A 25,511-nucleotide genomic window follows, 5' to 3' on the forward strand; every position below is an offset into this window, starting at 1 on the left:
GGCAATGGATTTGCACACCGAGACCCTTTCATCATCTTCGCCTGTACGGCGAGAAGATGACGCCAAGCTGACGCCAAAAGCCTCGCTGTTGGGCGCGACCCGCGCCGAACTGGCCGAGACGTTGCGCGCCCTCGGCGTGCCGGAGCGCGAAATCAAGATGCGCGTCGCGCAGCTCTGGCACTGGCTCTATTTCCAAGGCGCCCGCGACTTCGGCGCCATGCTCAATATCGGCAAAAGCCTGCGCGGCGCACTCGCCGAGCACGAGCATCTAACCCGGCCCGAGGTCGTCACCGAGCAAGTCTCTCAGGACGGCACCCGCAAATGGCTGCTCAGGCTGGCGCCTGCGAACGCAACCGATAAAGGTGCCGAAGTCGAGTGCGTCTACATCCCGGAAAGCGACCGCGGCACGCTTTGCATTTCGAGTCAGGTCGGCTGCACGCTGACGTGCAGCTTCTGCCATACCGGCACGCAGAAACTCGTCCGCAATCTCACCTCGCGCGAGATCGTCGCGCAAATCGTGGTCGCACGGGAACGGCTCGGCGATTTCCCCGGGCTGACGCCGCCGACCGACGGCCTACTGCCACAGGGCGAGGGACGGCCGATCACCAATATCGTCTTCATGGGCATGGGCGAGCCCCTCTATAATTTTGATAACGTGCGCGATGCGATCGGCGTGCTGGCGGACGGTGACGGGTTGTCGGTTTCGAAACGGCGCATCACTGTCTCGACCGCCGGCGTCGTGCCGCAGATCGAAAAGCTTGGTGCCGAGGCCGGCCCGATGCTCGCTATTTCGCTCCACGCGGTGCGCGATGCTCTGCGCGACACGTTGGTGCCCCTCAACAAGAAATATCCGATCAAGGATTTGCTCGCCGCCTGCCGCGACTATCCCGGCGCCTCGAACGCGCGGCGCATCACCTTCGAATATGTGATGCTGAAGGGCGTCAACGATTCGCCCGCCGAGGCGCGCGAATTGGTGCGCCTGCTCAAGGGCATTCCGGCCAAGATCAATCTGATCCCGTTCAATCCGTGGCCCGGCACGCAATATGAGTGCTCGGACTGGGATAAGATCGAAGCCTTTTCCGACATCGTCTTCAACGCCGGCTATGCGAGCCCGGTGCGCACGCCGCGCGGCCGCGACATTCTCGCCGCCTGCGGCCAATTGAAGAGCGAGACGGAAAAGCTGCGCGCACGGGCGCGGTTGGCGGTAGAGGCGGAATGATGCCAGTCATTCTCACGAGTGAGCAGGAAGCCTGGCTTAAAGCCCATGTTGAGCGTGGCGATTTTAAGTCGATCGAGGAAGCAGCGCGACAATTGATTGACGAGCGAATCGCCGAGCGCGTGGCCGAAGAAGGCGACGACTTCGACTGGGCAAAGGCTTATGTCGAAGAGGCTCGCGGCGCGATCGCCCGTGGCGATGTCATGTCGCTTGCCGAGCACAAGGCGCGGAACGCAGCGCGCCTGAAATCTCGCTAAGCTGGTGGCGCAGATCAGCGTTACCGCGACGGCCGACTCCGATACCGCCGAAATTATTTCCTACCTCGACGCCAAAGCCGGCCGCGACGTAGCGGCTAGGTACGTCGCCGCCTTCGAAGATGTCTATGATCGCCTGGCAATCTATCCCCAGAGCGGCGCGCCACGCGCGACCTTGGGATCGCAGGTGCGCATAAGCGTCGTCGCGCCCTTTGTAATCATCTACGAATATATCGAAGCGGACGATCTTGTGATCATTTTGCGCGTGCTGCACGGTCACCGCAAAATTTCAGTGCGGTCGCTATTGCGCGGCACCTAAAATATCCGTCTAGCCGACTTTGCGCGCGCCCCAGACGGCGATAACGGCAAGCACGGCGGAGATCACAGCATTCCAGCCGGCGAGCGACAGGCCCAGGATGCGGATCGCCACCGCATCGCAGCGTACGACTTTGACGGTGCGCAATTGATTCATGAAATCCTGCATCGTCGCAGCCTTGGTCATCGTGCTACCCGTGCAGGCGGTCGGCCCATCCCAGAAATGCCATTCGACACCGGCGTGATAAACGCCAAACCCCGCGCTGAAAGCGAAGATCAGAAACAAGGCGATGAAGCCCAACAGCATCAGCGCCTTCGATTCTCGTAAGGCGAAGATAAGCGTCAGCGCCGCCACGGGAACGCCGACATAATAGGGAATGCGCTCGCTCAGACATAATTCGCAGGGCGCGATGCCAAATGCCTGGAAAATCCACGCCCCGGCGATTGTCGCCGCAGCGATCAGCAGGATCAGCCCCGCGGCGCGCGAAGCATGCACATCTCGAAAATAAGTCTCGGCCACGTGTCCCTCACGCCAAATGCGCGGCGATGACAAAGCCAAGAATTACGGCAGCAGCAAGAATGAGCAGGAAATAGCCGAAGTACTTCTCTAACAAGCCGTTGATCGGCGCACCGTAACGATTGAGTAGCGCAGCAAGCAGGAAGAACCTTGCGCCGCGCGTGATCAGGCAGAGGAGGATGAAGAGCGGCAGGCTATAGGCCAGAAGCCCGCTGGTAATCGTCACGATCTTGAACGGGATCGGCGTCAGGCCCTTGATGAGAATAAATGCCCAGCCCCAATGCGCGTAAAGCGCACGCAAGTCATCGACCCGCGCCCCATAGCCGTAGAGATGGATGAGCCATCTGCCCAAAGTCGCATACAGCAACGCGCCGATCGCATAGCCAAGAATACCGCCCGCAACCGACGCCAAAGTACAAATCAGCGCATAGAAAAAGGCGCGGTTCGGGCGCGCCAGAGACATCGGCACGAGAATCGTATCCGGCGGGATCGGAAAGAACGAGCTCTCGGCGAAGGCGATGATCCCCAGCGCCCAGGGGGCGTGGGGGCTCTCCGCCAGGGAAAGTGTCCATTGGTAGAGCTTTTTGAACATCGTCGATCCGGTCCGCCAATGCTGGTAGCAAGTTTCGCGCGGCGTCGATACAAGGCAGACTCGGCAAGAGCCTATCCCTCGATTTCTTCACGAAGGATTTCGAGCGCCAGCCAATCTTCCTCGGCCCTGGCGATTTCGGCCGTCGCATTGGCGAGTGCCTCCGTCGCCACGGTGAACTTTCCGCGGTCGCGCGCATAAAGCTCGGAATCGGCGAGCACCGCCTTGTGCCGCGCCGCTTCGGCCTGAAGCGTCACGATCCGGGCCGGCAGGGTCTCAAGCGCATGCTTTTCCTTGAAGGAGAGTTTGCGCTTCGCCTTCGGCGCATCGGTCTGCGCCTTCGGATCGGCTTTGTCGCGCCGTGACTTCAGGATCGGCGCCGTTGAAAGCCCCTGCCCGCGCTGCGTCACCATGTCGGAATAGCCGCCGGCATATTCGCGCCAACGCCCGTCGCCCTCAGCAACCAGAACCGAAGATGCGATGCGGTCGAGAAAGTCGCGATCGTGGCTCGCCAGGATCACGGTGCCTTTGTAATCGGCCAGCAATTCCTGCAGCAGATCGAGCGTTTCGAGGTCGAGGTCGTTGGTCGGTTCGTCGAGGACGAGAAGGTTGGTCGGCTGCGCCAGCGCCCGGGCCAGCATCAGCCGGCCGCGCTCGCCGCCCGAGAGGCGGCCGATCGGCGTTCCGGCCTGTTCGGGGCCGAAGAGAAAATCGCGCATATAGCCGATGACATGTTTGCGGGCGCCCGCGACCTCGACGAAATCGCTGCCGCCGCCGGTCAACGCGTCCTTGAGGCTCGTTTGCGGGTCGAGCGAAGCGCGGTTCTGGTCGAGGGTCGCCATGGCGAGGCCCGCGCCGCGCTTCACTTCGCCGGTTTCGGGCGCGAGGCCGCCAGTCAAAAGATTGATGAGCGTCGTCTTTCCCGCACCATTGGCACCGACAAGGCCCAGCCGGCCGCCGCGCAGGATACGCGCCGTAAACTCCCGGACTATCACCCGCTCGCCGTAGGATTTTGTGATGTCGCGGGCCTCGATCACCATCGAAGGCGCGTTCGCGGTTTCGGTCGCCGCGAATTTCACATCGCCCAAGGCGCCGCGATGCTCGCGGTGCGTCTTGCGCAAACCATGAAGATCGGCGAGGCGCTTCTGGTTGCGCTTGCGCCGCGCGGTGACGCCATAGCGCAGCCAATCCTCTTCTGCGGCGATTTTGCGCGCCAGCTTGTGGTGTTTCAGCTCTTCCTCTTCGAGCATCTGGTCGCGCCAGGCCTCGAATTCGGCAAAGCCGCGGTCGCGATGGAAAGTGATGCCGCGATCGAGCCAGAGGGTTTTGCGGGTCAGATTTTGCAGGAAGCGGCGGTCATGGCTGATGAGGACCAGCGCCGAGCGCAGCCTCGCGAGCTTATCCTCCAGCCATTCGATCGTCGGCAGGTCGAGATGGTTCGTCGGCTCGTCGAGGAGCAGAATGTCCGGCTCGGGCGCCATGACGCGGGCCAAGGCCACCCGCCGGGCCTGGCCACCGGAAAGCTTCGCGGGGTTCTCGTCGCCGCTCAGCCCAAGCTCGTTCAACAGCGCGCGGCCAAGGTGTGGCCCGTCCACCGGGCTCAGCCCCTCGACGACGTAATCGAGCGCCGTCGCGAAGCCGGAAAACTCCGGCTCCTGCGGCAGATAACGCAGGCTCGCCCCGGGCTGCAGGAAACGCCTTCCGGCGTCCGGCTCGATGAGCCCGGCAGCGATCTTGAGCAGGGTCGATTTGCCGGAGCCATTGCGGCCGACAAGGCACAGCCGGTCACCGGCTGTAACCGAGAGTTCAGCCTCGCTCAGCAGCGGCGTATTGCCGAAGCTCAAGCGGATCGATTGGAGGGTGAGAAGGGGGGAGGCCATGAACGCGATTTAATCTTTCAACTGTCTGTGAGAGCCGGCATTGGGCGTAACGTCGCGCCGGTTCCGACCGTATCTCCTAGCGAATGACGGCCGAAATCGCGAGCCGCCACTTTCGGAGTTGAGGAAACTAAGATGCTCACCCGCAGAGGATTTTCCATCGCCGGCGCGGCCGGACTTGCCGCCCTCGGCTTAAGTCAATTTGCCCGCGGCGACGCCGCCAAGGCGAAACGGACCTACGAAGTCACCCATACCGACGCTGAATGGCGCCAGCTTCTGACGCCGGATCAGTATGATGTGCTGCGCCAGCAGGGCACGGAGCGGCCGTTGACCAGCCCGCTGCTGGATGAGCACCGCGCCGGGATCTTCGCCTGCGCCGGCTGCGACAATCACCTCTTCTCGTCGACGACCAAGTTCGACAGCGGCACCGGCTGGCCGAGCTTCTGGGCGCCGCTACACAATGGCGTCAACGAGGCGGACGACCATACTCTGGGCATGGTGCGGACCGAGATTTCCTGCCACCGCTGCGGCGGCCATCTCGGCCACGTCTTCGATGACGGCCCGAAGCCGACGGGCCTGCGCTACTGCATGGATGGCGTCGCCATGAAATTCATCCCCGGCGCCACGGCCTAAGGTAACAACATGCTTCTCGTAATTATAGCTTATCTCGGCGGCGTCCTGACGATTCTCAGCCCGTGCATTCTGCCGGTGCTGCCCTTTGTCTTCGCGCGCGCCGACGAGCCCTTCGTCAAGACGGGCCTGCCGCTGCTTGCCGGGATGGCGCTGACCTTCGCCGCCGTCGCCACGCTGGCGGCGCTCGGCGGCGGCTGGGCGGTACGCGCCAATGAGATCGGCCGCGACGCCGCACTCGTGCTTCTGGCCATTTTTGGCGTGACGCTGCTCGTTCCGTCGATCGCCGACCGGCTGACACGTCCGATCGTTAGTCTCGGCAATCGACTCTCGCAATCCTCGACAAATGAAGCGAGCAGCGGGCAGAAAATCTTCTCGTCATTCGTGCTCGGCATCGCCACCGGCCTGCTCTGGGCGCCTTGCGCCGGACCGATCCTCGGCCTCGTCCTCACCGGCGCGGCATTGCAGGGCGCCAATGCCAAAACCTCGCTTTTGCTGCTGGCCTATGCCGCAGGCGCGGCAACCTCGCTCGCCGCCGCTCTTCTCATCGGCGGCCGCGTCTTTGCGGCGATGAAACGCTCGCTTGGTGCGGGCGAGTGGATTCGGCGCGCGTTGGGTGCCGCTGTGCTGGCGGGCGTCGCCGCCATCGCGCTTGGCTTCGACACGGGCTTTCTCACCCGCGTCTCCGCAGCGCCGACGAACGCACTCGAACAGGTTTTGATCGATAAGACACGGGCGCAGAAACCTGCGACCTCCGTCGTGATGAATGACAGCGGCGGCGCCATGATGATGATGTCGGCGCATCATCATCCCGCCAACGCGACGGCCCTCCCCGTCGAAGGCGACATGCCGTCGCTTGCCGGCGCGACGCAATGGCTGAATTCGCCACCGCTCACCCGTGAGAGCCTGCGCGGCAAAGTCGTGCTCGTCGATTTCTGGACCTATTCCTGTATCAACTGCCTGCGCGCGCTGCCTTACGTTCGCGCGTGGGCCGACAAGTATAAGGACAAGGGTCTCGTCGTCATCGGCGTGCATGCGCCCGAATTCGCTTTCGAGAAGAACATCGACAATGTGAAGCGCGCGGTGCGCGAACTCGGCGTCACCTATCCTGTGGCGATCGACAACGATTATGCGATCTGGCAGGGCTTCAACAACGAGTTCTGGCCGGCGCATTATTTCATCGACGCACAGGGGCACATTCGTCATCATCATTTCGGCGAAGGCGAATATGACCAGTCGGAAAAGGTCATTCAGCAATTGCTCGCCGAAGCCGGGCACACAGGTGTTGCGTCTGATATCGTGAAAGTCTCGGCCGGCGGCGCGGAAGCGGAATCGAATGCCGGAGATGTTCAGTCACCCGAAACATACATCGGCTACGACCGCGCCGAACATTTCGCGTCAACCGAGGATGCCGTGCATGACGCCCCGCATGTCTATGCGTTGGCGCCGACGTTACACCTCAATCAATGGGGACTGACGGGCAATTGGGCGGTGGGCGGTGAACGCGCTTCGCTCGACACCGCCGGCGGGAAGATCACCTTTCATTTCCACGCCCGCGATCTGCATCTCGTGCTCGGGCCGGACAAGGACGGTAAGCCGATCCATTTCCGTGTTCTGGTCAACGGCCAGGCGCCAGGCGCCGACCATGGTGTCGATATCGATGCGGCTGGCAACGGCACAGTGACGGAGCAGCGGCTCTATCAGCTCGTGCGTCAAAGCGGCGAGGTGAAAGACCGCACGTTTGAAATCCAATTCCTTGACCCAGGGGTCGAGGCTTTCTCGTTCACCTTTGGATAGGAGGCGAATATATCGCGATATCTGATTTTGGGTGTCGTCGCGGCGACGCTCGGCGCGTCGGCGTTTTGGGTAAGTTCACGCAGCTTTGCCGAACCCGCAGCGCTGGTGCCTGCGCCAATGATGGATGAGGCGCCGCGCCCGCATCTCGAAACGGCCGTCGTCGCTGGCGGCTGTTTCTGGGGCGTGCAAGGAGTCTTTCAGCATGTGAAGGGCGTCAGCGAAGCGATCTCCGGCTATTCCGGCGGCAGCAAAGCGAACGCGCATTACGAGATCGTCGGCACGGGCCAGACGGGCCATGCGGAATCGGTGCGTATCACCTTCGATCCGCGCGTCGTGAGCTATGGCAAAATTTTGCAGATCTATTTTTCGGTCGCGACCGATCCGACCGAACTCAACCATCAGGGCGCGGATACCGGCACGCAATATCGCTCGACGATTTTCGCAGCCAATCCCGAGCAGCGGAAAGTTGCCGCAGCCTATATCTCCCAACTCGATAAGGCGCATGCTTTCGACGCGCCGGTTGTCACGACAATCGAGCCGTTCAAAGCCTTCTATCCGGCGGAAGGCTATCATCAGGATTTCGCGACGCTGCATCCTGACGACGGATATATCGCCACGAACGATATGCCGAAGATCGCGGCGCTGCGCCAATTCTTTCCGGCGCTCTACCGGCCGCAGGCGAAACTGGTGGGTGCGACCGCTTCGGAATAAGGCCGGAGCTTAAAGCTTCAACGCGGCCTTCAGCTCATTGATCTGATCGCGGCGCTCGGTGGCGAGACGGCGTGTTTCGTCCGTCTTCGCATCGGCGACGTCTTCTTCCGCATCCTTGAGATCGGCATCGAGCTTCGCGGCATCGAGCTCTTCAAGCGCGATCGTCTGCTCGGCAAGGATGGTCAGGCCTTCCGGCGCGATCTGCGCGAAGCCGCCGCGCACGAACAACCGGGTCTTCTGCGTCGTCGAAAGATCGTATTCGAGAATGCCCGGCTTTATCAGCGCCAGCGTCGGCGCATGATCCTTGAGCACGGTGAATTCGCCCTCGACGCCGGGGACGACAACGGCTTCGACTTCGCCCGAAAATACGATCTTCTCGGGCGAGACGAGTTCAAAGGGAAAAGCCGGCATAGTTTCCTTACCCCTTTAGGCGCGCCGTGCGGCCAGCAAACCAGCGAGCGCACCAAGCACGGCGCCGCCCGCTGTATAAATAGCGATATGCGTGATCTGGCCGTTCGTCAGACCACCTTCGTCACGCACGCCAGCGGCGTGATCGCCCTGGACCTGGATATGTAAGGGGCCGAAGTTGACTTCGGCCTCCTGCGGCCGCGTGAGATAGCCGACGACCGCGCCCAGTACCAATCCGACGATCAGAAACAGAACGCGAGAATTCATATCAAGCAGCCTCTTTGGCGAGTCGCTCGGCCTTCTGCACTGCTTCGTCGATGGACCCAACCATGTAGAAAGCAGCCTCGGGCAGGTTGTCGTATTTGCCTTCGATCAGACCTTTGAAGCCCTTGATCGTATCGGCGAGAGACACGAGCTTGCCTGGCGAGCCAGTGAAAACTTCCGCAACATGGAAAGGTTGCGACAGGAAGCGCTCGATCTTGCGTGCGCGCGCAACGGTCAGCTTGTCTTCTTCCGACAGTTCATCCATGCCGAGAATGGCGATGATGTCCTGCAGGCCCTTATAGCGCTGGAGGATCTGCTGCACGCGGCGGGCGACATTGTAATGTTCCTCGCCGACGACGAGCGGCGACAGCATGCGCGAGGTCGAGTCGAGCGGATCGACCGCCGGATAGATGCCCTTTTCCGCGATCGAACGCGACAGCACGGTCGTTGCATCGAGATGGGCGAAGGAGGTCGCGGGCGCCGGATCGGTCAAATCGTCGGCCGGCACGTAGATCGCCTGCACGGACGTAATCGAGCCTTTGGTCGTCGTGGTGATGCGTTCCTGCAGATCGCCCATGTCGGTCGCAAGCGTCGGCTGATAGCCGACCGCCGACGGGATGCGGCCCAGGAGTGCCGACACTTCCGAGCCCGCCTGCGTGAAGCGGAAGATGTTGTCGACGAAGAACAGCACGTCCTGGCCCTTGTCGCGGAAATCTTCCGCGATCGTGAGGCCCGAGAGCGCGACACGGGCACGGGCGCCCGGCGGCTCGTTCATCTGGCCATAGACGAGAGCGCATTTCGAACCGGCAGCCGAACCGTTGTTCTCGTGCGGATCGACATTGACCTTCGACTCGATCATCTCGTGATAGAGATCGTTGCCTTCACGGGTCCGCTCACCGACGCCGGCGAACACGGAATAGCCGCCGTGTGCCTTCGCGATATTGTTGATGAGTTCCATGATCAGCACGGTCTTGCCGACGCCGGCGCCACCGAAGAGGCCGATCTTGCCGCCCCTGGCGTAGGGCGCGAGCAGATCGACGACCTTGATGCCGGTTTCGAGAATCTGCGCTTCCGTCGATTGGTCGGCGTAGGACGGTGCCGGCTGATGGATCGAGCGGCGTGCCGTCGTGTTGATCGGCCCCGCCTCGTCAACCGGCAGGCCGATGACGTTCATGATGCGGCCGAGCGTTTCCTCGCCCACCGGCACGCTGATCGGCGCACCCGTATCGACGACGGCCTGGCCGCGTACGAGGCCTTCGGACACGTCCATGGCAATCGTGCGGACGGTGTTCTCGCCGAGATGCTGCGCGACTTCGAGCACGAGGCGGTTTTCGCCGTTCTTCGTCTCGAGTGCGTTCAGGATCGGCGGCAGATGGTCGTCGAACTTGACGTCGATGACGGCGCCAATCACCTGCGTGATGTGGCCAGTGGGCTTGGTTTCGTCGGCCATGCTTCGTCCTCTTTAAAGCGCTTCGGCGCCGGAGATGATCTCGATCAGTTCCTTCGTGATCATCGCCTGACGGGTGCGATTATATTTCAATGTCTGCTTCTTGATCATTTCGCCGGCATTGCGCGTGGCGCTGTCCATCGCGCTCATTCGTGCGCCCTGTTCCGAAGCTGCGTTTTCCAGCAATGCACGGAACACCTGAATGGAGATGTTGCGCGGCAGGAGCACCGAAAGGAGTTCGTCCGGCTCCGGCTCGGTCTCATAATGAACGTGCGTGTGTACGCCGGCGCCCTCGGGCAATTCGGCGGGAATGATCTGCAACGCAGTCGGGATCTGCTGGATCACCGAACGGAAGCGCGAGAAGAACAACGTCGCGACGGCAAACTCGCCCTTTTCGAAGCGATCGATGATCTTGCGGCCGATCTCGTCGGCATTGCCGAAGCCAAGTTGCTTGACGCCGCGCAATTCGATCACTTCGATGATCTGCGAACCGAATTGGCGCTTCAGAAGATCGTAGCCCTTCCGCCCGATGCAGAGGAACTTGACGGTCTTGCCTTGCGCTTGCAGGTCCACCGCCTTGTCGCGCGCCAGGCGTGCGATCGAGGAATTGAAAGCGCCGCAGAGCCCGCGTTCCGCCGTACAGACGACGAGGAGTTGTACGGAATCGCCGCCGGTGCCGCCAAGCAACGGTGGTTTCGTCCCGCTAAAGCCGCCGGAAATCGCGGTCAGGATTTTTTCCATCCGCTCGGCGAAGGGCCGCGCGGCCTCGGCCGCCAATTGCGCCCGGCGCAGTTTCGCCGCCGCGACCATCTGCATGGCCTTGGTGATCTTCTGCGTCGCCTTGACCGAGGCGATACGGTTGCGCAGGTCCTTCAACGAGGGCATGTCGGTTCCGCTTTAGCTCATTTGGCTCGGGGCGCGCGAGGACAGGCCTCAGGCGAAAGATTTGAGGTAGTTTTCGATGATCGATTTGAGGCTCGCCGCCGAACCGTCGGACAAATCCTTCGATGCGCGGATGGTCTCAAGAAGATCGGCGTGGTTCGCACGCAGGAGCGCGAGCAAACCATCCTCGAACGGCTTGATCTTCTCAACCGGCAGCTTGTCGAGATAGCCGTTGACGCCTGCGTAGATCACGCAAACCTGCTCTTCGATCTTGAGCGGCGAAAACTGCGCCTGTTTCAAAAGCTCGGTCAGGCGCGAGCCGCGGGCAAGAAGCCGTTGTGTCGTCGCGTCGAGGTCGGAGCCGAACTGCGCGAAGGCCGCCATCTCGCGATATTGCGCGAGCTCGCCTTTGATCTTTCCCGCGACCTTCTTCATCGACTTCGTCTGCGCCGAGGAGCCGACGCGCGACACCGAAAGGCCGACGTTCACTGCCGGACGGATGCCCTGATAGAAAAGATCGGTCTCTAGGAAGATCTGGCCATCGGTAATCGAAATCACGTTTGTCGGGATATAGGCCGACACGTCATTGGCCTGCGTCTCGATGATCGGAAGCGCGGTGAGCGAACCGGCGCCATGCTCGTCGTTGAGCTTGGCGGCGCGCTCCAGCAAACGCGAATGCAGATAGAAGACATCGCCCGGATAGGCTTCGCGGCCCGGCGGGCGGCGCAGAAGCAGCGACATCTGGCGATAGGCAACGGCCTGCTTCGAGAGATCGTCATAAACGATCAAAGCGTGCATCCCGTTGTCACGGAAATATTCGCCCATCGCGCAGCCGGCGAAGGGCGCCAGGAATTGCATCGGCGCCGGATCGGACGCGGTGGCAGCGACGACGATCGAATATTCCAGAGCGCCCTGCTCTTCGAGCACCTTCACGAATTGCGCGACAGTCGAGCGCTTCTGGCCGACGGCGACATAGACGCAATAGAGCTTGGCGCTCTCGTCGGTGCTTTGGTTGACCGACTTCTGATTGAGGATCGAATCGAGCGCCACCGCCGTCTTGCCGGTCTGGCGGTCGCCGATGATGAGCTCGCGCTGGCCGCGGCCGATCGGGATCAGCGCGTCGATGGCCTTGAGGCCCGTCGCCATCGGCTCATGCACGGACTTGCGGGGAATGATGCCGGGCGCCTTGACGTCAACGCGGGCGCGACGCGACGAATTGATCGGGCCCTTGCCGTCGATCGGATTGCCAAGCGCGTCAACGACACGGCCGAGAAGCTCCTTGCCGACCGGCACGTCAACGATGGCGCCGGTGCGCTTGACCGTCTGGCCTTCCATGATTTCGCGGTCGCTGCCGAAAATAACGATACCGACATTGTCAGTCTCGAGATTGAGCGCCATGCCGCGCACACCGGACTCAAAGGCCACCATTTCGCCGGCCTGGACGTTGTCGAGACCATAGACGCGGGCAATGCCGTCGCCGACGGAGAGAACCTGGCCAACTTCGGTGACTTCGGCTTCATTGCCGAAACTGGCGATTTCCTTCTTCAGGATCGACGAAATTTCTGCGGCGCGGATGTCCATCAGCCGACCTCTCTCAAGCGTGTGCGGAGTGAATTGAGTTTGGTTTTAAGCGACCCGTCGATCATGCGCGAACCGAGCTTGACGACGAGACCGCCGATGATCTCGGGATCGATCTTCAGATCGACGGCGACAGATTTGCCGCCGGTAAAATCGACGAGCGCCGTCTTGAGGGCCTCGATATGGGCGTCCTTCAGCGGCGCGGCAGCGGTCACTTCGGCGCGGACGCGGCCCTTGTCCTGATCGTCGAGCTTGTGGAAGCCGTCAATCATGTCGCCGATATAGGTCAGCCGGCGCTTGAGCGCGACGAGCTTGACGAAATTGGCGGAGATGCCGGAGATGCCAGCGCCCGCGAGAATGTCATTGAGGGCCCGCAACTGCTCTTGGGCCGAATAGATCGGCGCCGAGACGAGCCGCTTCAGATCCTTGCTTCCGGCGATCAGCGCGGCGAAATTTTCAAGATCCTTGGCGACCTGATCGGTCAGGCCCTGCTCTTTGGCGAGTTCATAGAGCGCCAGGGCGTAACGACCGCCGACCCCCGATACAATGCTCTCGTCTTGCGCCAAGACAATAACCCTTAAATCCGTTGGCGAAACGCCCCGGCTTCCAAAACTCGCGCGGCAATTCGCGACGATGGCGAGCGGGCGTCAAAGAAGCCCGGTCAGGCACGAAAACTCGCCAACCCCTCCCAAGGCGAAGGGTCCCTAACATATGGCATTTTTGTGCGCAACCCGTCCTCGAGTGCATAGTGGTTCGGCAATTTCCCTCTGCGCTGTGAGGTTGGCGCGGGCTGGCCTTTTGCCTATATTTTGGCCTCACCTCGGAGGCGATCATGGCCACTGCAGTCACCTCGATTGCGCTCGACACGCCGGCGGCGGATTTTCGTCTGCCCGCGACAGATGGCAAGATTTATTCGCTCGCCGATGTCGCGGGCGAAAAGGCGAGCGTCATCGTCTTCATCTGCAATCATTGTCCTTATGTGATCGCGGTGATCGACCGTCTCATTGCCGACGCGCGGCTTCTGCTCGCCGAAGGCATCGGCTTCGCCGCGATCTGTGCCAACGACGCGAAGAGCCATCCCGAAGATTCATTCGAGAACATGCGCCTTTTCGCGGAGAAGCATAAATTTCCGTTCCCTTACTTGCACGATGAGAGTCAGGATGTGGCCCGCGCGTATGATGCTGTCTGTGCGCCAGATTTCTTCGGCTTCGACCGGCATCTGAAATTGAAGTATCGTGGACGGCTCGACGAAGGCCGCACGAACCCACCACCTGCCGGTGCGCGCCGCGAACTGCTCGACGCGATGCGCATGATCGCCAAGACTGGCCATGCGCCGGACCATCAGATTCCTTCGATCGGTTGTTCGATCAAATGGAAGCAGAATTCCTAGGATTTTCGGCGCATTTCTTCATACGAGCCGGTGTCCACTTCGCTTGAAAACGCTTTAACAGGAGAGATAACAATGGCCGCGCTTGAAGTTGGCGAAGGATACGAAGTGTTTCTGGCCGACGGCCAAAAGGCGTTCGGCGCCGTGCGCGAAGTCTCGCGCAACCGCCAGGACATTATCGTCTACGTCGAGAATGCCGGCGATTTCGTCATTCACGCTTCGGCGGTCACAGGCGTTCACGCGCAGAAGGTGATCGTCGATCGCCACAAGCTTGAAGCGCGCCTCATCGAGGCGATCACGCGCGCGCATACGGCGGAAGACCCGAATATTTGAAACAGCGGCTACGCATCCGGGATGAAAACGGTGCGGCCAGTACTGTCGTCATCATGCCAGGCCGTCGCGACCTTCGACAACGGAACGGACCGGGTCGCGATCTTGAAGCCGCCACGCGTCGTCGCACGCAGCAATTTGCCGACAGCATCGATCAGGCGGCTGAGCGGTACGCTGCCGATGCCGCTTCCCATGAGTTCGATGGGCGCGGCGCGGAGCACGGCGGATGGAAGTGCGATATCCATCCCGCTTGCCGAACCGACTTGAACGAAGCGGATCGGTTCGCAGACGTCCGTGGCCTTGGCACCGGCGATCAGCAGACGCTCCGCGCTTCTTCCCCATAAATAGTCGATAACGACATCCACGCCCTCGGCAAATTGCTCGTTAAAGCTTGCTTCGAGAACCTGCTCATCCTGCGCCAATGCGATGGTCACGTCGGCGCCAAGAGCCTCGAGCGATTTCAGTGTCTCTGTATTACGCCCCGTCGCGATAACTTTTTTTGCTCCAAGATATTTAGCGATTTGCACGGCAAGACGTCCCGCGGTTCCGGTGGCGCCGTTGACAAGCACGGTTTCTCCGGCCTGGAGCTGTGCACGTTCGGCATAAGCCGCCCATGACGACATACCCGGATTTGCAATTGCAGCAGCTGTTACGTCGTCGAGATCATTCGGAATGGCCGTGCATTGCGCGGGCGTTACAACGGTCGTTTCGGCCATGCTGCCATACGGCGCGCGTGGCAACGCGAAGTAAACGCGCTGCCCATCGTCCGACCGGCCCACACCGTCGATGCCGACGACGAATGGAAATGTCCCAGGTGCGCTGTAATGCGTTCCAGCCGCCCGGGCGCGGGTAAGATGACTGATTGCGGCCGCCGTGACGCTGATGCGGCGCTCATTCGCGTCAGGCATCGGATCAGCAAAATCTCCATAGGCAGGCGTTTGACCGGGCGCGGAGACCAAAGCGGCTTTCATAATGACGTCCCTCAGTATTATGTGTATAATACACATATATGGGAGCCAGCGATGCCGTCAAGAAATAAAGTGCAAAATACACATATTGGCGCCCAGCTACGCCAAATCCACGGCGCAGTGCTCGACATCGTCGGCGCGATAAACCGGCCGCAGCGCGATGCTCTGCTCATCGAGGAAGCTGACATCCCGCTCGACCGAGCGCTATTTCCGCTTCTCGTCGGGATCGAGCGATTCGGGCCCATCGGCGTGGTGGAATTGGCGGACCGGGTGGGGCGTGACTACACCACAGTCAGCCGCCAGGTGGCGAAGCTTGAAGAGGCCGGCCTTGTGGAACGTCGAGAAAGCGCTGCGGACCGCCGCATCCGCATGGCATCCATCACCCGGAAGGGCAAAGCTATGACCGATCTCGTCGATGCGGCGCGCGAGCGGATCGGCCGCGCAATTTTCGAAACCTGGGATGCACACGACATCGACGAGCTTGCCCGTCTCATACGGAAATTTGCCACCGCGCTGGTGACCGAGCCGCTGCCCGGCACGAAGAACGAAACAGACGCATAGCGTCCGTCGCTCACATAAAATTCTGCGGATCGACATCGACGGCAATGCGCACGCTGCCGCGCGCGGGCGGTGCCGTCGCCAGCATGGCGCGCAGAAAACCTTGCATGTCGGCTGACTTTGGCGACCGCACCAACAGGCGGAAACGATGTTGGCCTCGAATGACAGCGATCGGCGCCTCGGCCGGGCCAAGCAACGTGATTTCGTCGTCCTGCGGCAGGCCGCCGAGCGCGGCGAGCTTCCATTTCGGGTTGGGCGGCAGCGCATGTGCCGCACGTACCAGAGCGCGAGCATGATTTTCCGCCGAGGCGCGGTCCTTCGCCGAGACGATCAGTGCCGCGAGCCGCCCGAAAGGCGGCAGGCCGGCGCGGCGGCGCTGCTCCGTCTCCTCGCTGTAAAAGCGTTCGGCATCGCCTGAAAGAAGCGCCCGGATCACCGGATGCTCCGGTTGCCAGGTCTGCACCAGCGCCTTGCCGAGCGTCCCCATGCGCCCGGCGCGCCCTGTCACTTGTTGCAGGACCTGGAACGTCCGCTCCGCCGCGCGCGGATCGCCGTTCGAGAGCCCGACATCTGCATCGATCACGCCGACGAGCGAGAGCAGCGGAAAGTTATGCCCCTTGGCGACGAGTTGCGTGCCGATGATGATATCGCAGGCGCCATTGGCGACGGCATCAAGTTCATCGCGCAGCCGCGCCGTGCCGCCGGGAAAATCCGACGAGAGGATCAACGCCTTGGCCTGCGGCCAAAGCCCGGCGACTTCTTCCGCGAGCCGCTCGACGCCGGGACCGCACGGCGTCAGCGTATCGACATTATCGCATTCCGGACAATGCTGCGGCACACGCTCGATATGACCGCATTGATGGCAGACGAGCGCGCGGCGAAAGCGATGTTCGACCAGCCAGGACGTGCAATTCGGACATTGGAAACGATGGCCGCAGGCGCGGCAGAGTGTCAACGGCGCATAGCCGCGGCGATTGAGAAAAAGCAAAGCCTGTTCGCCGGCGGCGAGCGCCTCGCCGACGGCGGTGGCGAGCGGGGGCGAAATCCATTTGCCGCGCGGCGGTGAAATGCGACGCAGATCGACGGCCTCGATCGACGGCAGTTTGGCGCCGCCGAAACGCGCATTGAGCTTGAGATGTTTGTAGCGGCCCTGCTCCGCGTTGACGCGCGATTCAATCGACGGCGTGGCCGAGGCAAGGATCACCGCCGCCTTGTCGATCTGCCCGCGCACCACCGCCATGTCACGCGCATGATAGGAGACGCCATCATCCTGCTTGTAGGCGGCTTCATGCTCTTCATCGACGACGATGAGTGCGAGATCGTCGAAGGGAAGAAACAACGCTGAACGCGCACCGGCGACAACTTTCACCTCGCCCTTGGCGACGCCGGTCCAGATACGGGCGCGCTTGCGCGGACTGATGCCCGAATGCCATTCGGCGGGACGCGCCCCGAAACGGGCGGCGAAACGGTCGAGGAATTGTGCCGTCAGCGCGATCTCCGGCATCAGGATCAGGGTCTGTCGCCCTTCTCGCAAAGCTTGCGCAACGGCCTCGAAATAAACCTCGGTTTTGCCGGAGCCGGTGACGCCTTCGAGGAGCGTCACGGAGAAGCCATGCGCTTTGACTTCATCCACAAGTGACGCGGCGGCCTGAGCTTGCGCTGTCTCAAGCCGCGGCGGTGCGAAATCCGGATCGCACGGTGCTGCAACCGGCTCCTGCGGCAACGCGACGACTTCCAGTGTGCCTTCATCGACGAGTGAATCGATCACGCTTGTCGAGCACGCGGCGCGTTCGGCGAGATCACTTTTGCCGATGGCGAGATCGCCTTCGATTGCGGCGAGAACACGCGCCCGCGCGGGCGTCATGCGTTTGGGCTCCGGCCCGGCGCGACGCAGACCGATGCGCGGTTTTTCCTCGACGGCATAAAACGGCGCGCGCGCACACATGCGCAGCACCATGCCGCGCGGACTGAGCGTCCAGCGTGCGACCCAATCGACGAAGCCGCGGAGCCGAGCCCCGAGCGGCGGAATATCAAACCGCGCAGAGAGGGCTTTCAGGTTGCTGCCAAGCGCGCCGTCGGTAATCTCCCAGACAGCGCCGACGGTTTGGCGCGTGCCGAGCGGCACTTCGACGAAATCGCCCTCGGCAAGGTCGAGTTCGGCCGGCACGCGGTAGGAATAGGTCTGATCGATCGCGACGGGGACGAGGACCTCGGCCACGCGCGGCCCTTTACGACTCGGCGTGCGCTCGCTCATGCGCGAGGCTTAAAACATGTTGCGGCCAGGTTGCACGGCTTTTTCCGCGCGCCATAGAGGTGCACGGCGACTTTCTGTCAGGCCAGCGCAGCGGCCGGCAAGGGTGGCACTTCCTCGGCCCAGACCAAAAATTTCGACAAAATGTTGGGGCCGAAACTGTGCGTCAGCGGGACATCGGACGCGTCGCGGCCGTAGGCGACGAGGATGCGGCCGATGCGCGGCGCATTGTTGCGCGGATCGAAGACATGCCAACGGCCGCCGAGATAAACTTCGATCCAGGCGGCAAAATCCATTGCCTCATACGGCGGCGGCAGGCCGATATCGGTGATGTAGCCGGTGCAATAACGCGTCGGAACGTTGAGGCAGCGGCAAAACGTTGTGGCGAGATGTGCAAAGTCGCGGCACACACCGTGGCGCTCGTTATAAGCCTCGTACGCCGACCGCGTGGGGCGCGAATATTGGTAGCCGAAATTCATGATATCGTGGACGTAATCACAGACTGCCTGCACGCGCCCCCAGCCCGGCGCCATATTTCCGAAGAGGCGCCAAGCCTCGTCCGTCAGCCGATCGGTCTCGCAATAGCGGCTGCCAAGGAGGAATTGCAGCGTCTCGGCGGGAAGCTCCTCAACCGGATGCTGAACGGCCGCCGGGAGTGCGACGGCATCCCATTCGCCGGAGTCGCGGACAATCGCATCAGTCAAGATCTCGAAATGACCGGCCGGCGCGAGGAAGCGATAGCACCAATTGCCGAAACTATCGCGATAGCCTTCGAGCGGAACGCTCGGGCGCGTGATGACATAATCGGGCTGTTCGAGATCGGAGGCGCGCGAATAATGCACGTTGAGCGCGACGATCATCGGCGTCGGCTGCGATAATTCAAAACTGAGGTCGCAACCAACTTTGATGCGGATCATGGGACTTTCCTGCGCGAGAGAGCCCGGGCTGGAAAGATACAAAGCAAGTCCCACGCCGGTCTGCGACAACCCTTGGCTTGGCTTTAAGTTCCGCACCCACGCCCTTCGATCAAGATCGAAGGGCGCATATCTTTAGCCGATCTGGCCGTGGCAGTGCTTATATTTCTTGCCCGAACCACACGGGCAGAGTTCGTTGCGGCCAACCTTGCCCCAGGTCGAAGGGTCAGTTGCGACCCGCTGCTCCGGCGCCGCGCTTCGCTGAGCCTGCGGTTGCAGCGCGACCGGCGCCTGCGCCTGCGGTAGCGCCGCGGCGGGGGGCGTCAGCGCCTCCATGAAATTTGCCGGCGTCGTCAGCGAATCGAAGCTCTGCGCCTGCAGCGGCGGCGCCTCATAGGCGATCTCGACGTGGTTCAACTGCGCCGTCGTCGTCTCGCGGAGTTGCGTGATCAATTCGCCGAAAAGCTCGAAAGCCTCCGATTTATATTCGTTCAGCGGGTCGCGCTGCGCCAAGCCGCGCCAGCCGATCACCTGGCGTAGATGGTCGAGCGTGACGAGATGTTCGCGCCAGAGATGATCGAGCGATTGCAGAAAGATCTGCTTCTCGACATAGCGCATGAGGCCGGCGCCATTCTTCTCGATGCGCGCCGCATAAGCCTCGTCGGACGCCTGTTCCAGACGCTCGCGCAAAATTTCGTCGGTAATGCCTTCTTCCTTCGCCCAATCGGCAAGCGGCGGCGTGATGTTGAGCTCGGCTTCGACGGCCTTCCCCATCTCCTCGATGTTCCAGGTCTCGGGATAAGCGTCGGCGGGCGCATGTTTGCCCACGAGATCGTCAACGACACCGTGGCGCATGTCGGTGACCATTTCTTCGAGCGTGTCCTGCCCCATGATGTCGCGGCGCTGCTCGAAGACCACCTTGCGCTGGTCGTTCATGACGTTGTCGTATTTGAGAATGTTCTTGCGCATGTCGAAGTTGCGACCTTCGACCTTTTGCTGTGCCTTCTCGAGCGCCTTGTTGATCCAGGGATGGACGATAGCCTCGTCCTCCTTGAGGCCAAGCCGCACCAGCATCGAATCCATTCGATCCGAACCGAAGATGCGCATGAGATCATCGGTCAGCGCCAGGAAGAATTTCGAGCGGCCTGGGTCACCCTGACGGCCGGAGCGGCCGCGCAACTGATTGTCGATGCGGCGGCTCTCGTGGCGCTCGGTGCCGATGATGTAGAGACCGCCGGCTTCGAGCGCCTTTTCCTTGAAACTCGCGACTTCGGCGCGGATCTCAGCTTCCTTCGCGTCGCGTTCCGGGCCTTCCGGCAGACCGGCGCATTCCTGCGAAACGCGCATTTCGACGTTGCCACCGAGCTGAATGTCGGTGCCACGGCCCGCCATATTGGTCGCAACGGTGACCGCGCCCGGCACGCCGGCCTCGGCAACGATATAGGCTTCCTGTTCGTGGAAGCGCGCGTTCAACACGGCAAAAAGTTTCGCCGGCTTGCCAGCGCGTGCCGCGGCATAGAGCGGCTGCAACGCGGCCGGAGCGGCAAAGTCGATCTGCTTATAGCCTTTGGTCTTCAGAAATTCGGCCAGCGCCTCGGACTTCTCGATCGAGGTCGTGCCGACGAGCATGGGCTGCATCTTTTGATTGGCAGCATCGATCTCGGCGACGATGGCGCGCAATTTCTCTTCGGCGGAGCGATAGACCTCGTCATCCTCGTCGAAGCGGCTCACCGCTCTGTTGGTCGGAATTTCGACCACGTCGAGATTGTAGATTTCGGCGAATTCATTGGCCTCGGTCGAGGCCGTGCCGGTCATGCCGGAGAGCTTTTTATAAAGCCGGAAATAGTTCTGGAAGGTGATCGACGCGAGGGTCACGTTCTCCGGCTGAACCTGCACGCGCTCTTTGGCTTCGAGCGCCTGATGCAGACCTTCCGAATAACGTCGGCCGGGCATCATGCGGCCGGTGAATTCGTCGATGATGACGACTTCGCCGTTGCGGACGATGTAATCCTTGTCGCGCTGGAAGAGCTTATGCGCGCGCAAGGCCTGATTGACATGATGGACGATGGTGACGTTGCCCGCATCATAGAGCGAGCCGTTTTCCTCGCTCATCGCACCGCTTTCGCGCAACAATTGCTCGATATGCTCGTTGCCAGCCTCGGTGAGATTGACGGTCCGCTGTTTCTCGTCGAGGTCGAAATCCTCCGCGGTGAGACGCGGGAGCAATTTGTCGATCGAGTTATAAAGCTCCGACTTATCGTCCGACGGGCCGGAGATGATGAGCGGCGTGCGCGCCTCGTCGACCAGAATGGAATCGACCTCGTCGACCACCGCGAAGGCATGGCCACGCTGAACCATCTGGTTCAGCTCATATTTCATGTTGTCGCGCAGATAGTCGAAGCCGAATTCGTTGTTGGTGCCGTAGGTGATGTCGGCGGCATAGGATTCGCGGCGCTCGTTATCGTCCTTGCCGTGAACGATCGTGCCGACGGTCATGCCGAGGAACTTGTAGATGCGCCCCATCCACTCGGCATCGCGCGTGGCGAGGTAATCGTTGACGGTGATGACATGGACGCCGGTGCCCGGCAGCGCGTTGAGATAGGCGGCGAGCGTCGCGACCAGGGTCTTGCCTTCGCCGGTGCGCATCTCGGCGATCGCACCCTCATTGAGGACCATGCCGCCAATGAGCTGGACATCGAAATGGCGCTGGCCAAGCACGCGCCGTCCGGCCTCACGCACCGTCGCGAAGGCTGGCACGATCAAATCGTCAAGGCTTTTACCCGCTGCGAGTTCGGCGCGGAACTTTTCCGTCTGCGCCCGCAATTCTTCATCGGTAAGTTTCTGAATTTCCGGCTCGAGCGCGTTGATCGCCGCGACCTTCGCGCGATATGTCTTCAGACGCCGTTCGTTCGACGACCCAAAGATTTTCTTAGCTACCGAGCTAAACATTCAAAGCCCTTTCGCGGACGACGCGACGTTCAAACCCTTGATATAACGGATGCGGTGCGCCCCTGCGCACGCGGGGCCCATGCAACCGAGCCGACGCTAACTTCAGACTTAACTGCGTCTGTTCCAACGCGGCGAAATCGAAAGGCGCCAACCTGACGGCGGCGCATTGCCGCGACCCCGACGCTGGGCTGCTGGAGAGATAAGAGGGGGGGTCCGCCTTGTCAATCAAGCCCGTTCGCGAGGCTATTTTGCCATTTTTCCAGTTTCGGGCTTGGCGGATGATCGCGGCACATTTAAGCCCGAATTGCCGTTCACGAGCGGCCCAACTAGCCAAGTAACTGGCAGCCAAGCGACCTATGGTGAGGAGCCTCCGCATGAATTTTCCGAAAAAATTGCACGTGGGCGCCCTTAGCGTCGGCTTGATGCTGGCGACATTCGCCCCGATCGCGCAGGCCGAGGCGGCGCAGGTGCTGGCGACAGTCAACGGCGTCAACATCACCGATGACGATCTGCGCATCGCAGCGGAAGACCTCGGCGATAGCGTGCCGCGTCAACTCGATGCCAAGGGGCGTCAGCAATATCTGCTCGACTACCTGATCGACGGCACGCTCGTGGCGCAAAAGGCGCAGCAGGAAAAGCTCGATCAGGGTCCGGACTTCGCCAAGCAGCTCGCCTATTATCACTCTAAGATTCTCATGGAAGCGCTGCTGACCAAGATCGCCCGCGAGGCGGTGACCCCGGATAATCTGCAGAAAACCTATGAGCAGGCGGCCAAAGCGCAAAAACCCGAACAGGAAGTGCACGCCCGTCACATTCTCGTCGCGACGGAGGCCGAGGCCGACGCGATCGAGAAACGGCTGAAGGCCGGCGAGGACTTCGCCAAGATTGCCAAGGAATTGTCGAAGGATACCGGTTCCGACGGTGGCGACCTCGGCTGGTTTACACGCGAGAAGGTGGTGCCGGCTTTTGCCGACGCGGCTTTCAAGCTGAAGCCGGGCGAAATCTCGCCGCCCATTAAGAGTGAATTCGGCTGGCATGTCATTCAGGTGCTGGCGATCCGGGATACCCAGTTCCCGCCCTTCGATCAGGTCAAGAATCAGGTGACGTCTTACGTCGTCCAGAAGGCGCAGACGGAATATGTCGAGAACCTGCGCAAAGAGGGCAAGATCGTCCGCTTGACGCAATCCGCCGCGCCCGTCCCGCCGGCTTCGATTCCTGACAAAAAGTAAGCGCGGTTTCGGCGCCGAAATTTCATCGACCCGTTACAGATGATCGGCTATGCACGGGCCTCACTCAGATGGCCCTTGCATGTCCGATCAATCCAAAGTTTCCCCGCTCGCTCCGACAAGCTTTCCCGACATCCCGCCGGTTGATGGCGTGCGATTCGCGACGGGCGCTGCCGGCATCCGCTACAAGGGCCGCACCGATGTGATGCTCGCGCTGCTCGATAAGGGCACGGAAGTCGCGGGCGTCTTCACCAAATCCAAATGCGCATCGGCGCCGGTCGATTGGTGCCGCGCGCAGCTCGGCCGCGGCAAAGCCCGCGCGCTCGTCGTCAATTCCGGCAATGCCAATGCTTTCACCGGCAAGACCGGCGCCAAAGCGGTGAAACGCACGGCAGACCTCGCCGCCACTGCCGCCGGCCTGCGCGCGAACGAAGTCTTCATTGCCTCGACAGGCGTCATCGGCGAACCGCTCGACGCCGAGAAATTTGTCGGCGTGTTCGAGACGCTGGTGAGCGAAGCCGCGCCCGATGGGCTCTTCGGCGCCGCCAATGCGATCATGACCACGGACACGTTCCCCAAGGTTGCGACGGCCAAGGCATCGATCGGCGGCGTCGAAGTGACGATCGCCGGCATGGCCAAGGGCGCCGGCATGATCGCGCCGGACATGGCGACCATGCTCTCCTTCATCTTCACCGATGCACCGATCGCCGCCAACGTGCTGCAAAAGCTTCTCGATAAAGGCGTCGAGCCGACGTTCAACGCCGTCACCGTCGATGGCGATACATCGACGTCCGACACACTGCTCATTTTCGCGACGGGCGCGGCGGCAAAGCATGGTGCCCCGCGGATCGACAAAGCGAGCGACCGGTGGCTGAAGGATTTTCGCGAGGCGCTCGACAATGTGCTGCGCGATCTCGCCTTCCAGGTTGTGCGTGATGGCGAGGGGCGCGCGCAAATTTGTCAGCATCACGGTTAAGGGCGCGGCAAATCGAAAATCGGCGAAGATCATCGCCCGCTCGATCGCCAATTCGCCGCTGGTCAAGACGGCGATTGCCGGCGAAGACGCCAATTGGGGTCGCGTCGTGATGGCCGTCGGCAAGGCCGGCGAACCAGCCGAACGCGATCAACTTGCGATCTGGTTCGGTGACATTCGCGTCGCGCACAAAGGGCTGCGCGATCCAGCTTATGACGAACAGAAAGTTGCAGCGCTGATGCGCCTGCCGGAGATCGCCGTCCGCGTCGATCTCGGCGTCGGCCCGGGCGAGGCCACGGTTTATACGTGCGATCTGACAAAGGAATATGTCGAGATCAACGGCGACTATCGCTCGTAATCACGCCGCGGCGCTCTCGCCGGCGTCGCCGCCGTAATAGGCGATGTAGCGCTGCTCGATTTCAGCGATCGGCATCACCGTGAACACATCGATCGTGCCGAATTGCGGATCGATCACCGCGCCTTCGCCGAATTTCGCGCCGACGCGCAGATAGCCCTTGATGAGCGGCGGCAACGCGGCCAACCCCCGGCGCTGGTCGATCGCGCCCTTGTCGAGCACATCCATCGGCACCGCGCGGCCAGCGCGCGGACGCACCTGCCATTCGTTCTCGGCGGAGGCGTGATGATGCAGGAAGCTCAAGGGCAGCGCCAGGGCAAGCGGGTTGATACCGGGCAGGCTGGCGCAACCGAACATCACATCGACGTGGTAGTGCTTGATGTAGGTCCAGAGGCCGCGCCACAAAAGCTCGATCACGCGCTTCGAGCGGTATTTGGCATGAACGCAGGAGCGGCCGAGTTCCAGGAATCTCTTGCCGGAATGGCGGGCCAGCAGCGGCGCGATGTCGAACTCGCCCTCGCTGTAGAAGCCGCCATGTTCCGCCGCGACCTCGCTCCGCAGCAGCCGATAGGTGCCGACGATCTTCGGCTTGACCCGGCCAAAAGCATTGCGGGCGGCGAGATCGACGATCAGCAGATGATCGCAGAATTTGTCGAAGGGGCAGATATCGCGCCGCACCAGTGCCCCCGGACCGTGGGCGATGGCGCCGCCTTCTTCATAAAAGACCTTGTAGCGCAGCCGCTGCGCCTTGCGGATTTCCTTGCGGCGGGCGATGCGGATTTCGAAATTGCCGAACCGGCCCAACACCCGCGGCACATCGCCGGGCGCCGCGCGCTTGGCGCGCATCAGGCGCCGCGTCGGTGAGAAGGGGATGACGGCGCCGAAGGACGGCTCTATCGGCCACATGTTTTATCGAATCATCCGCTCAGATATGATCCGGCCAAGCTAACCAGCCCGAACGAAACTTTGATGACGCGGGGTTCCGCGCCCATCCGCCAAGGTCTTATCCCATTTCGTACCTGATTTCACGCAGCCTTTTATGGGCCGGGGTTTGCCTGAGGGCGGCAGCGCTGTTCCTGACAATTTTCAGCTCATTTTTGCTGTTCGCGCCCATT

General features: G+C 61.6%; 24 protein-coding genes and 1 pseudogene. 11 read left to right on the forward strand and 14 right to left on the reverse strand.

The genetic code is table 11. The features are described from left to right. Nucleotides 1-4 precede the first annotated feature (4 nt). The 3 genes from rlmN to WDN02_RS04315 are packed head-to-tail and all read left to right on the forward strand — an operon-like array spanning nucleotide 5 to nucleotide 1,789. The gene (gene rlmN, locus WDN02_RS04305) at nucleotides 5-1,219 is read left to right on the forward strand and encodes a 23S rRNA (adenine(2503)-C(2))-methyltransferase RlmN (RefSeq protein ID WP_337292328.1); all 1,215 of its coding nucleotides are present in this window, start codon (nucleotides 5-7) and stop codon (nucleotides 1,217-1,219) included. Then, a complete protein-coding gene (locus WDN02_RS04310; RefSeq protein ID WP_337292329.1) occupies nucleotides 1,216-1,473 on the forward strand; it encodes a hypothetical protein in 258 nt (85 codons plus the stop codon). Before rlmN ends, WDN02_RS04310 begins: the two co-directional genes overlap by 4 nt. Nucleotides 1,474-1,477: 4 nt before the next feature. Next, nucleotides 1,478-1,789, forward strand: coding sequence for a type II toxin-antitoxin system RelE/ParE family toxin (locus WDN02_RS04315; RefSeq protein WP_337292330.1), 312 nt, complete (start codon nucleotides 1,478-1,480; stop codon nucleotides 1,787-1,789). Nucleotides 1,790-1,798: 9 nt separating this feature from the next. Here the strand turns inward: WDN02_RS04315 and WDN02_RS04320 are convergent, their stop codons facing one another. The 3 genes from WDN02_RS04320 to WDN02_RS04330 all read right to left on the reverse strand — a co-directional run bounded on the left by WDN02_RS04320 (nucleotide 1,799) and on the right by WDN02_RS04330 (nucleotide 4,771). Then, nucleotides 1,799-2,305 (reverse strand): disulfide bond formation protein B, encoded by a 507-nt coding sequence (locus WDN02_RS04320; protein ID WP_337292331.1) that lies wholly within the window; start codon nucleotides 2,303-2,305, stop codon nucleotides 1,799-1,801. A gap of 7 nt (nucleotides 2,306-2,312) precedes the next feature. Next, nucleotides 2,313-2,894 carry a YqaA family protein gene (locus tag WDN02_RS04325; RefSeq protein ID WP_337292332.1) on the reverse strand — a complete coding sequence of 194 codons (582 nt, stop codon included), beginning with the start codon at nucleotides 2,892-2,894 and terminating at the stop codon, nucleotides 2,313-2,315. 71 nt (nucleotides 2,895-2,965) lie between these two features. Further along, a complete protein-coding gene (locus tag WDN02_RS04330; RefSeq protein ID WP_337292333.1) occupies nucleotides 2,966-4,771 on the reverse strand; it encodes an ABC-F family ATP-binding cassette domain-containing protein in 1,806 nt (601 codons plus the stop codon). A 132-nt stretch (nucleotides 4,772-4,903) separates the two neighbouring features. On the opposite strand from WDN02_RS04330, the gene msrB reads away from it, so the two are divergent. The 3 genes from msrB to msrA are packed head-to-tail and all read left to right on the forward strand — an operon-like array spanning nucleotide 4,904 to nucleotide 7,906. After that, nucleotides 4,904-5,401, forward strand: a complete 498-nt coding sequence (gene msrB / locus WDN02_RS04335) for a peptide-methionine (R)-S-oxide reductase MsrB (protein WP_337292334.1) — start codon at nucleotides 4,904-4,906, stop codon at nucleotides 5,399-5,401. A gap of 9 nt (nucleotides 5,402-5,410) precedes the next feature. Next, nucleotides 5,411-7,195, forward strand: coding sequence for a cytochrome c biogenesis protein DipZ (locus WDN02_RS04340; protein WP_337292335.1), 1,785 nt, complete (start codon nucleotides 5,411-5,413; stop codon nucleotides 7,193-7,195). 27 nt (nucleotides 7,196-7,222) lie between these two features. Then, nucleotides 7,223-7,906, forward strand: a complete 684-nt coding sequence (msrA, locus tag WDN02_RS04345) for a peptide-methionine (S)-S-oxide reductase MsrA (protein WP_337292336.1) — start codon at nucleotides 7,223-7,225, stop codon at nucleotides 7,904-7,906. A 9-nt stretch (nucleotides 7,907-7,915) separates the two neighbouring features. On the opposite strand, the gene WDN02_RS04350 is transcribed toward msrA, so the two are convergent. From WDN02_RS04350 to WDN02_RS04375, 6 genes are read right to left on the reverse strand one after another with little or no spacing between them, the layout of a single operon-like run. Then, entirely contained in the window at nucleotides 7,916-8,317 is a 402-nt protein-coding gene (locus WDN02_RS04350) for a F0F1 ATP synthase subunit epsilon (RefSeq protein WP_337292337.1), read from the reverse strand. A gap of 15 nt (nucleotides 8,318-8,332) precedes the next feature. After that, nucleotides 8,333-8,581, reverse strand: coding sequence for a hypothetical protein (locus tag WDN02_RS04355; RefSeq protein WP_337292338.1), 249 nt, complete (start codon nucleotides 8,579-8,581; stop codon nucleotides 8,333-8,335). 1 nt (nucleotide 8,582) lies between these two features. Further along, nucleotides 8,583-10,028 (reverse strand): F0F1 ATP synthase subunit beta, encoded by a 1,446-nt coding sequence (gene atpD, locus WDN02_RS04360; protein WP_337292339.1) that lies wholly within the window; start codon nucleotides 10,026-10,028, stop codon nucleotides 8,583-8,585. A gap of 12 nt (nucleotides 10,029-10,040) precedes the next feature. Further along, the gene (locus WDN02_RS04365; RefSeq protein ID WP_337292340.1) at nucleotides 10,041-10,910 is read right to left on the reverse strand and encodes a F0F1 ATP synthase subunit gamma; all 870 of its coding nucleotides are present in this window, start codon (nucleotides 10,908-10,910) and stop codon (nucleotides 10,041-10,043) included. A gap of 48 nt (nucleotides 10,911-10,958) precedes the next feature. Then, nucleotides 10,959-12,488, reverse strand: coding sequence for a F0F1 ATP synthase subunit alpha (atpA, locus tag WDN02_RS04370; RefSeq protein ID WP_337292341.1), 1,530 nt, complete (start codon nucleotides 12,486-12,488; stop codon nucleotides 10,959-10,961). Continuing rightward, the gene (locus WDN02_RS04375) at nucleotides 12,488-13,051 is read right to left on the reverse strand and encodes a F0F1 ATP synthase subunit delta (RefSeq protein WP_337292342.1); all 564 of its coding nucleotides are present in this window, start codon (nucleotides 13,049-13,051) and stop codon (nucleotides 12,488-12,490) included. The genes atpA and WDN02_RS04375 overlap by 1 nt, the downstream gene beginning before the upstream one ends. A 266-nt stretch (nucleotides 13,052-13,317) precedes the next feature. Between WDN02_RS04375 and WDN02_RS04380 the strand changes: the two genes are divergently transcribed. Together WDN02_RS04380 and WDN02_RS04385 are read left to right on the forward strand one after the other, a co-directional pair. Then, entirely contained in the window at nucleotides 13,318-13,875 is a 558-nt protein-coding gene (locus WDN02_RS04380; protein ID WP_337292343.1) for a thioredoxin family protein, read from the forward strand. A gap of 72 nt (nucleotides 13,876-13,947) precedes the next feature. Continuing rightward, nucleotides 13,948-14,205: a hypothetical protein gene (locus tag WDN02_RS04385; protein ID WP_337292344.1), complete on the forward strand. Its 258-nt coding sequence runs from the start codon at nucleotides 13,948-13,950 to the stop codon at nucleotides 14,203-14,205. A gap of 8 nt (nucleotides 14,206-14,213) precedes the next feature. Here the strand turns inward: WDN02_RS04385 and WDN02_RS04390 are convergent, their stop codons facing one another. Beyond that, nucleotides 14,214-15,173 carry a zinc-binding alcohol dehydrogenase family protein gene (locus WDN02_RS04390; RefSeq protein ID WP_337292345.1) on the reverse strand — a complete coding sequence of 320 codons (960 nt, stop codon included), beginning with the start codon at nucleotides 15,171-15,173 and terminating at the stop codon, nucleotides 14,214-14,216. Between the two features lie 51 nt (nucleotides 15,174-15,224). On the opposite strand from WDN02_RS04390, the gene WDN02_RS04395 reads away from it, so the two are divergent. Next, nucleotides 15,225-15,731 (forward strand): MarR family winged helix-turn-helix transcriptional regulator, encoded by a 507-nt coding sequence (locus tag WDN02_RS04395; RefSeq protein WP_337292346.1) that lies wholly within the window; start codon nucleotides 15,225-15,227, stop codon nucleotides 15,729-15,731. Nucleotides 15,732-15,741: 10 nt separating this feature from the next. Here the strand turns inward: WDN02_RS04395 and WDN02_RS04400 are convergent, their stop codons facing one another. The 3 genes from WDN02_RS04400 to secA all read right to left on the reverse strand — a co-directional run bounded on the left by WDN02_RS04400 (nucleotide 15,742) and on the right by secA (nucleotide 21,842). Next, the gene (locus WDN02_RS04400; RefSeq protein WP_337292347.1) at nucleotides 15,742-17,982 is read right to left on the reverse strand and encodes a primosomal protein N'; all 2,241 of its coding nucleotides are present in this window, start codon (nucleotides 17,980-17,982) and stop codon (nucleotides 15,742-15,744) included. Nucleotides 17,983-18,059: 77 nt separating this feature from the next. Continuing rightward, the gene (locus WDN02_RS04405) at nucleotides 18,060-18,893 is read right to left on the reverse strand and encodes a transglutaminase family protein (RefSeq protein ID WP_337294861.1); all 834 of its coding nucleotides are present in this window, start codon (nucleotides 18,891-18,893) and stop codon (nucleotides 18,060-18,062) included. Nucleotides 18,894-19,028: 135 nt separating this feature from the next. After that, entirely contained in the window at nucleotides 19,029-21,842 is a 2,814-nt protein-coding gene (gene secA, locus WDN02_RS04410; RefSeq protein ID WP_337292348.1) for a preprotein translocase subunit SecA, read from the reverse strand. 374 nt (nucleotides 21,843-22,216) lie between these two features. Between secA and WDN02_RS04415 the strand changes: the two genes are divergently transcribed. Further along, on the forward strand, nucleotides 22,217-23,071 hold the full coding sequence (locus WDN02_RS04415) for a peptidylprolyl isomerase (RefSeq protein WP_337292349.1): 855 nt from the start codon (nucleotides 22,217-22,219) through the stop codon (nucleotides 23,069-23,071). A 79-nt stretch (nucleotides 23,072-23,150) separates the two neighbouring features. Beyond that, nucleotides 23,151-24,399: pseudogene (gene argJ / locus WDN02_RS04420) on the forward strand (bifunctional glutamate N-acetyltransferase/amino-acid acetyltransferase ArgJ). On the opposite strand, the gene WDN02_RS04425 reads toward argJ, so the two are convergent. Further along, nucleotides 24,400-25,302, reverse strand: coding sequence for a GNAT family N-acyltransferase (locus WDN02_RS04425; protein ID WP_337292350.1), 903 nt, complete (start codon nucleotides 25,300-25,302; stop codon nucleotides 24,400-24,402). It abuts the pseudogene before it with no gap. Nucleotides 25,303-25,511 lie beyond the last annotated feature (209 nt).

This window comes from Methylovirgula sp. (genome assembly GCF_037200945.1).
In the GTDB taxonomy this organism is placed as follows: domain Bacteria; phylum Pseudomonadota; class Alphaproteobacteria; order Rhizobiales; family Beijerinckiaceae; genus Methylovirgula.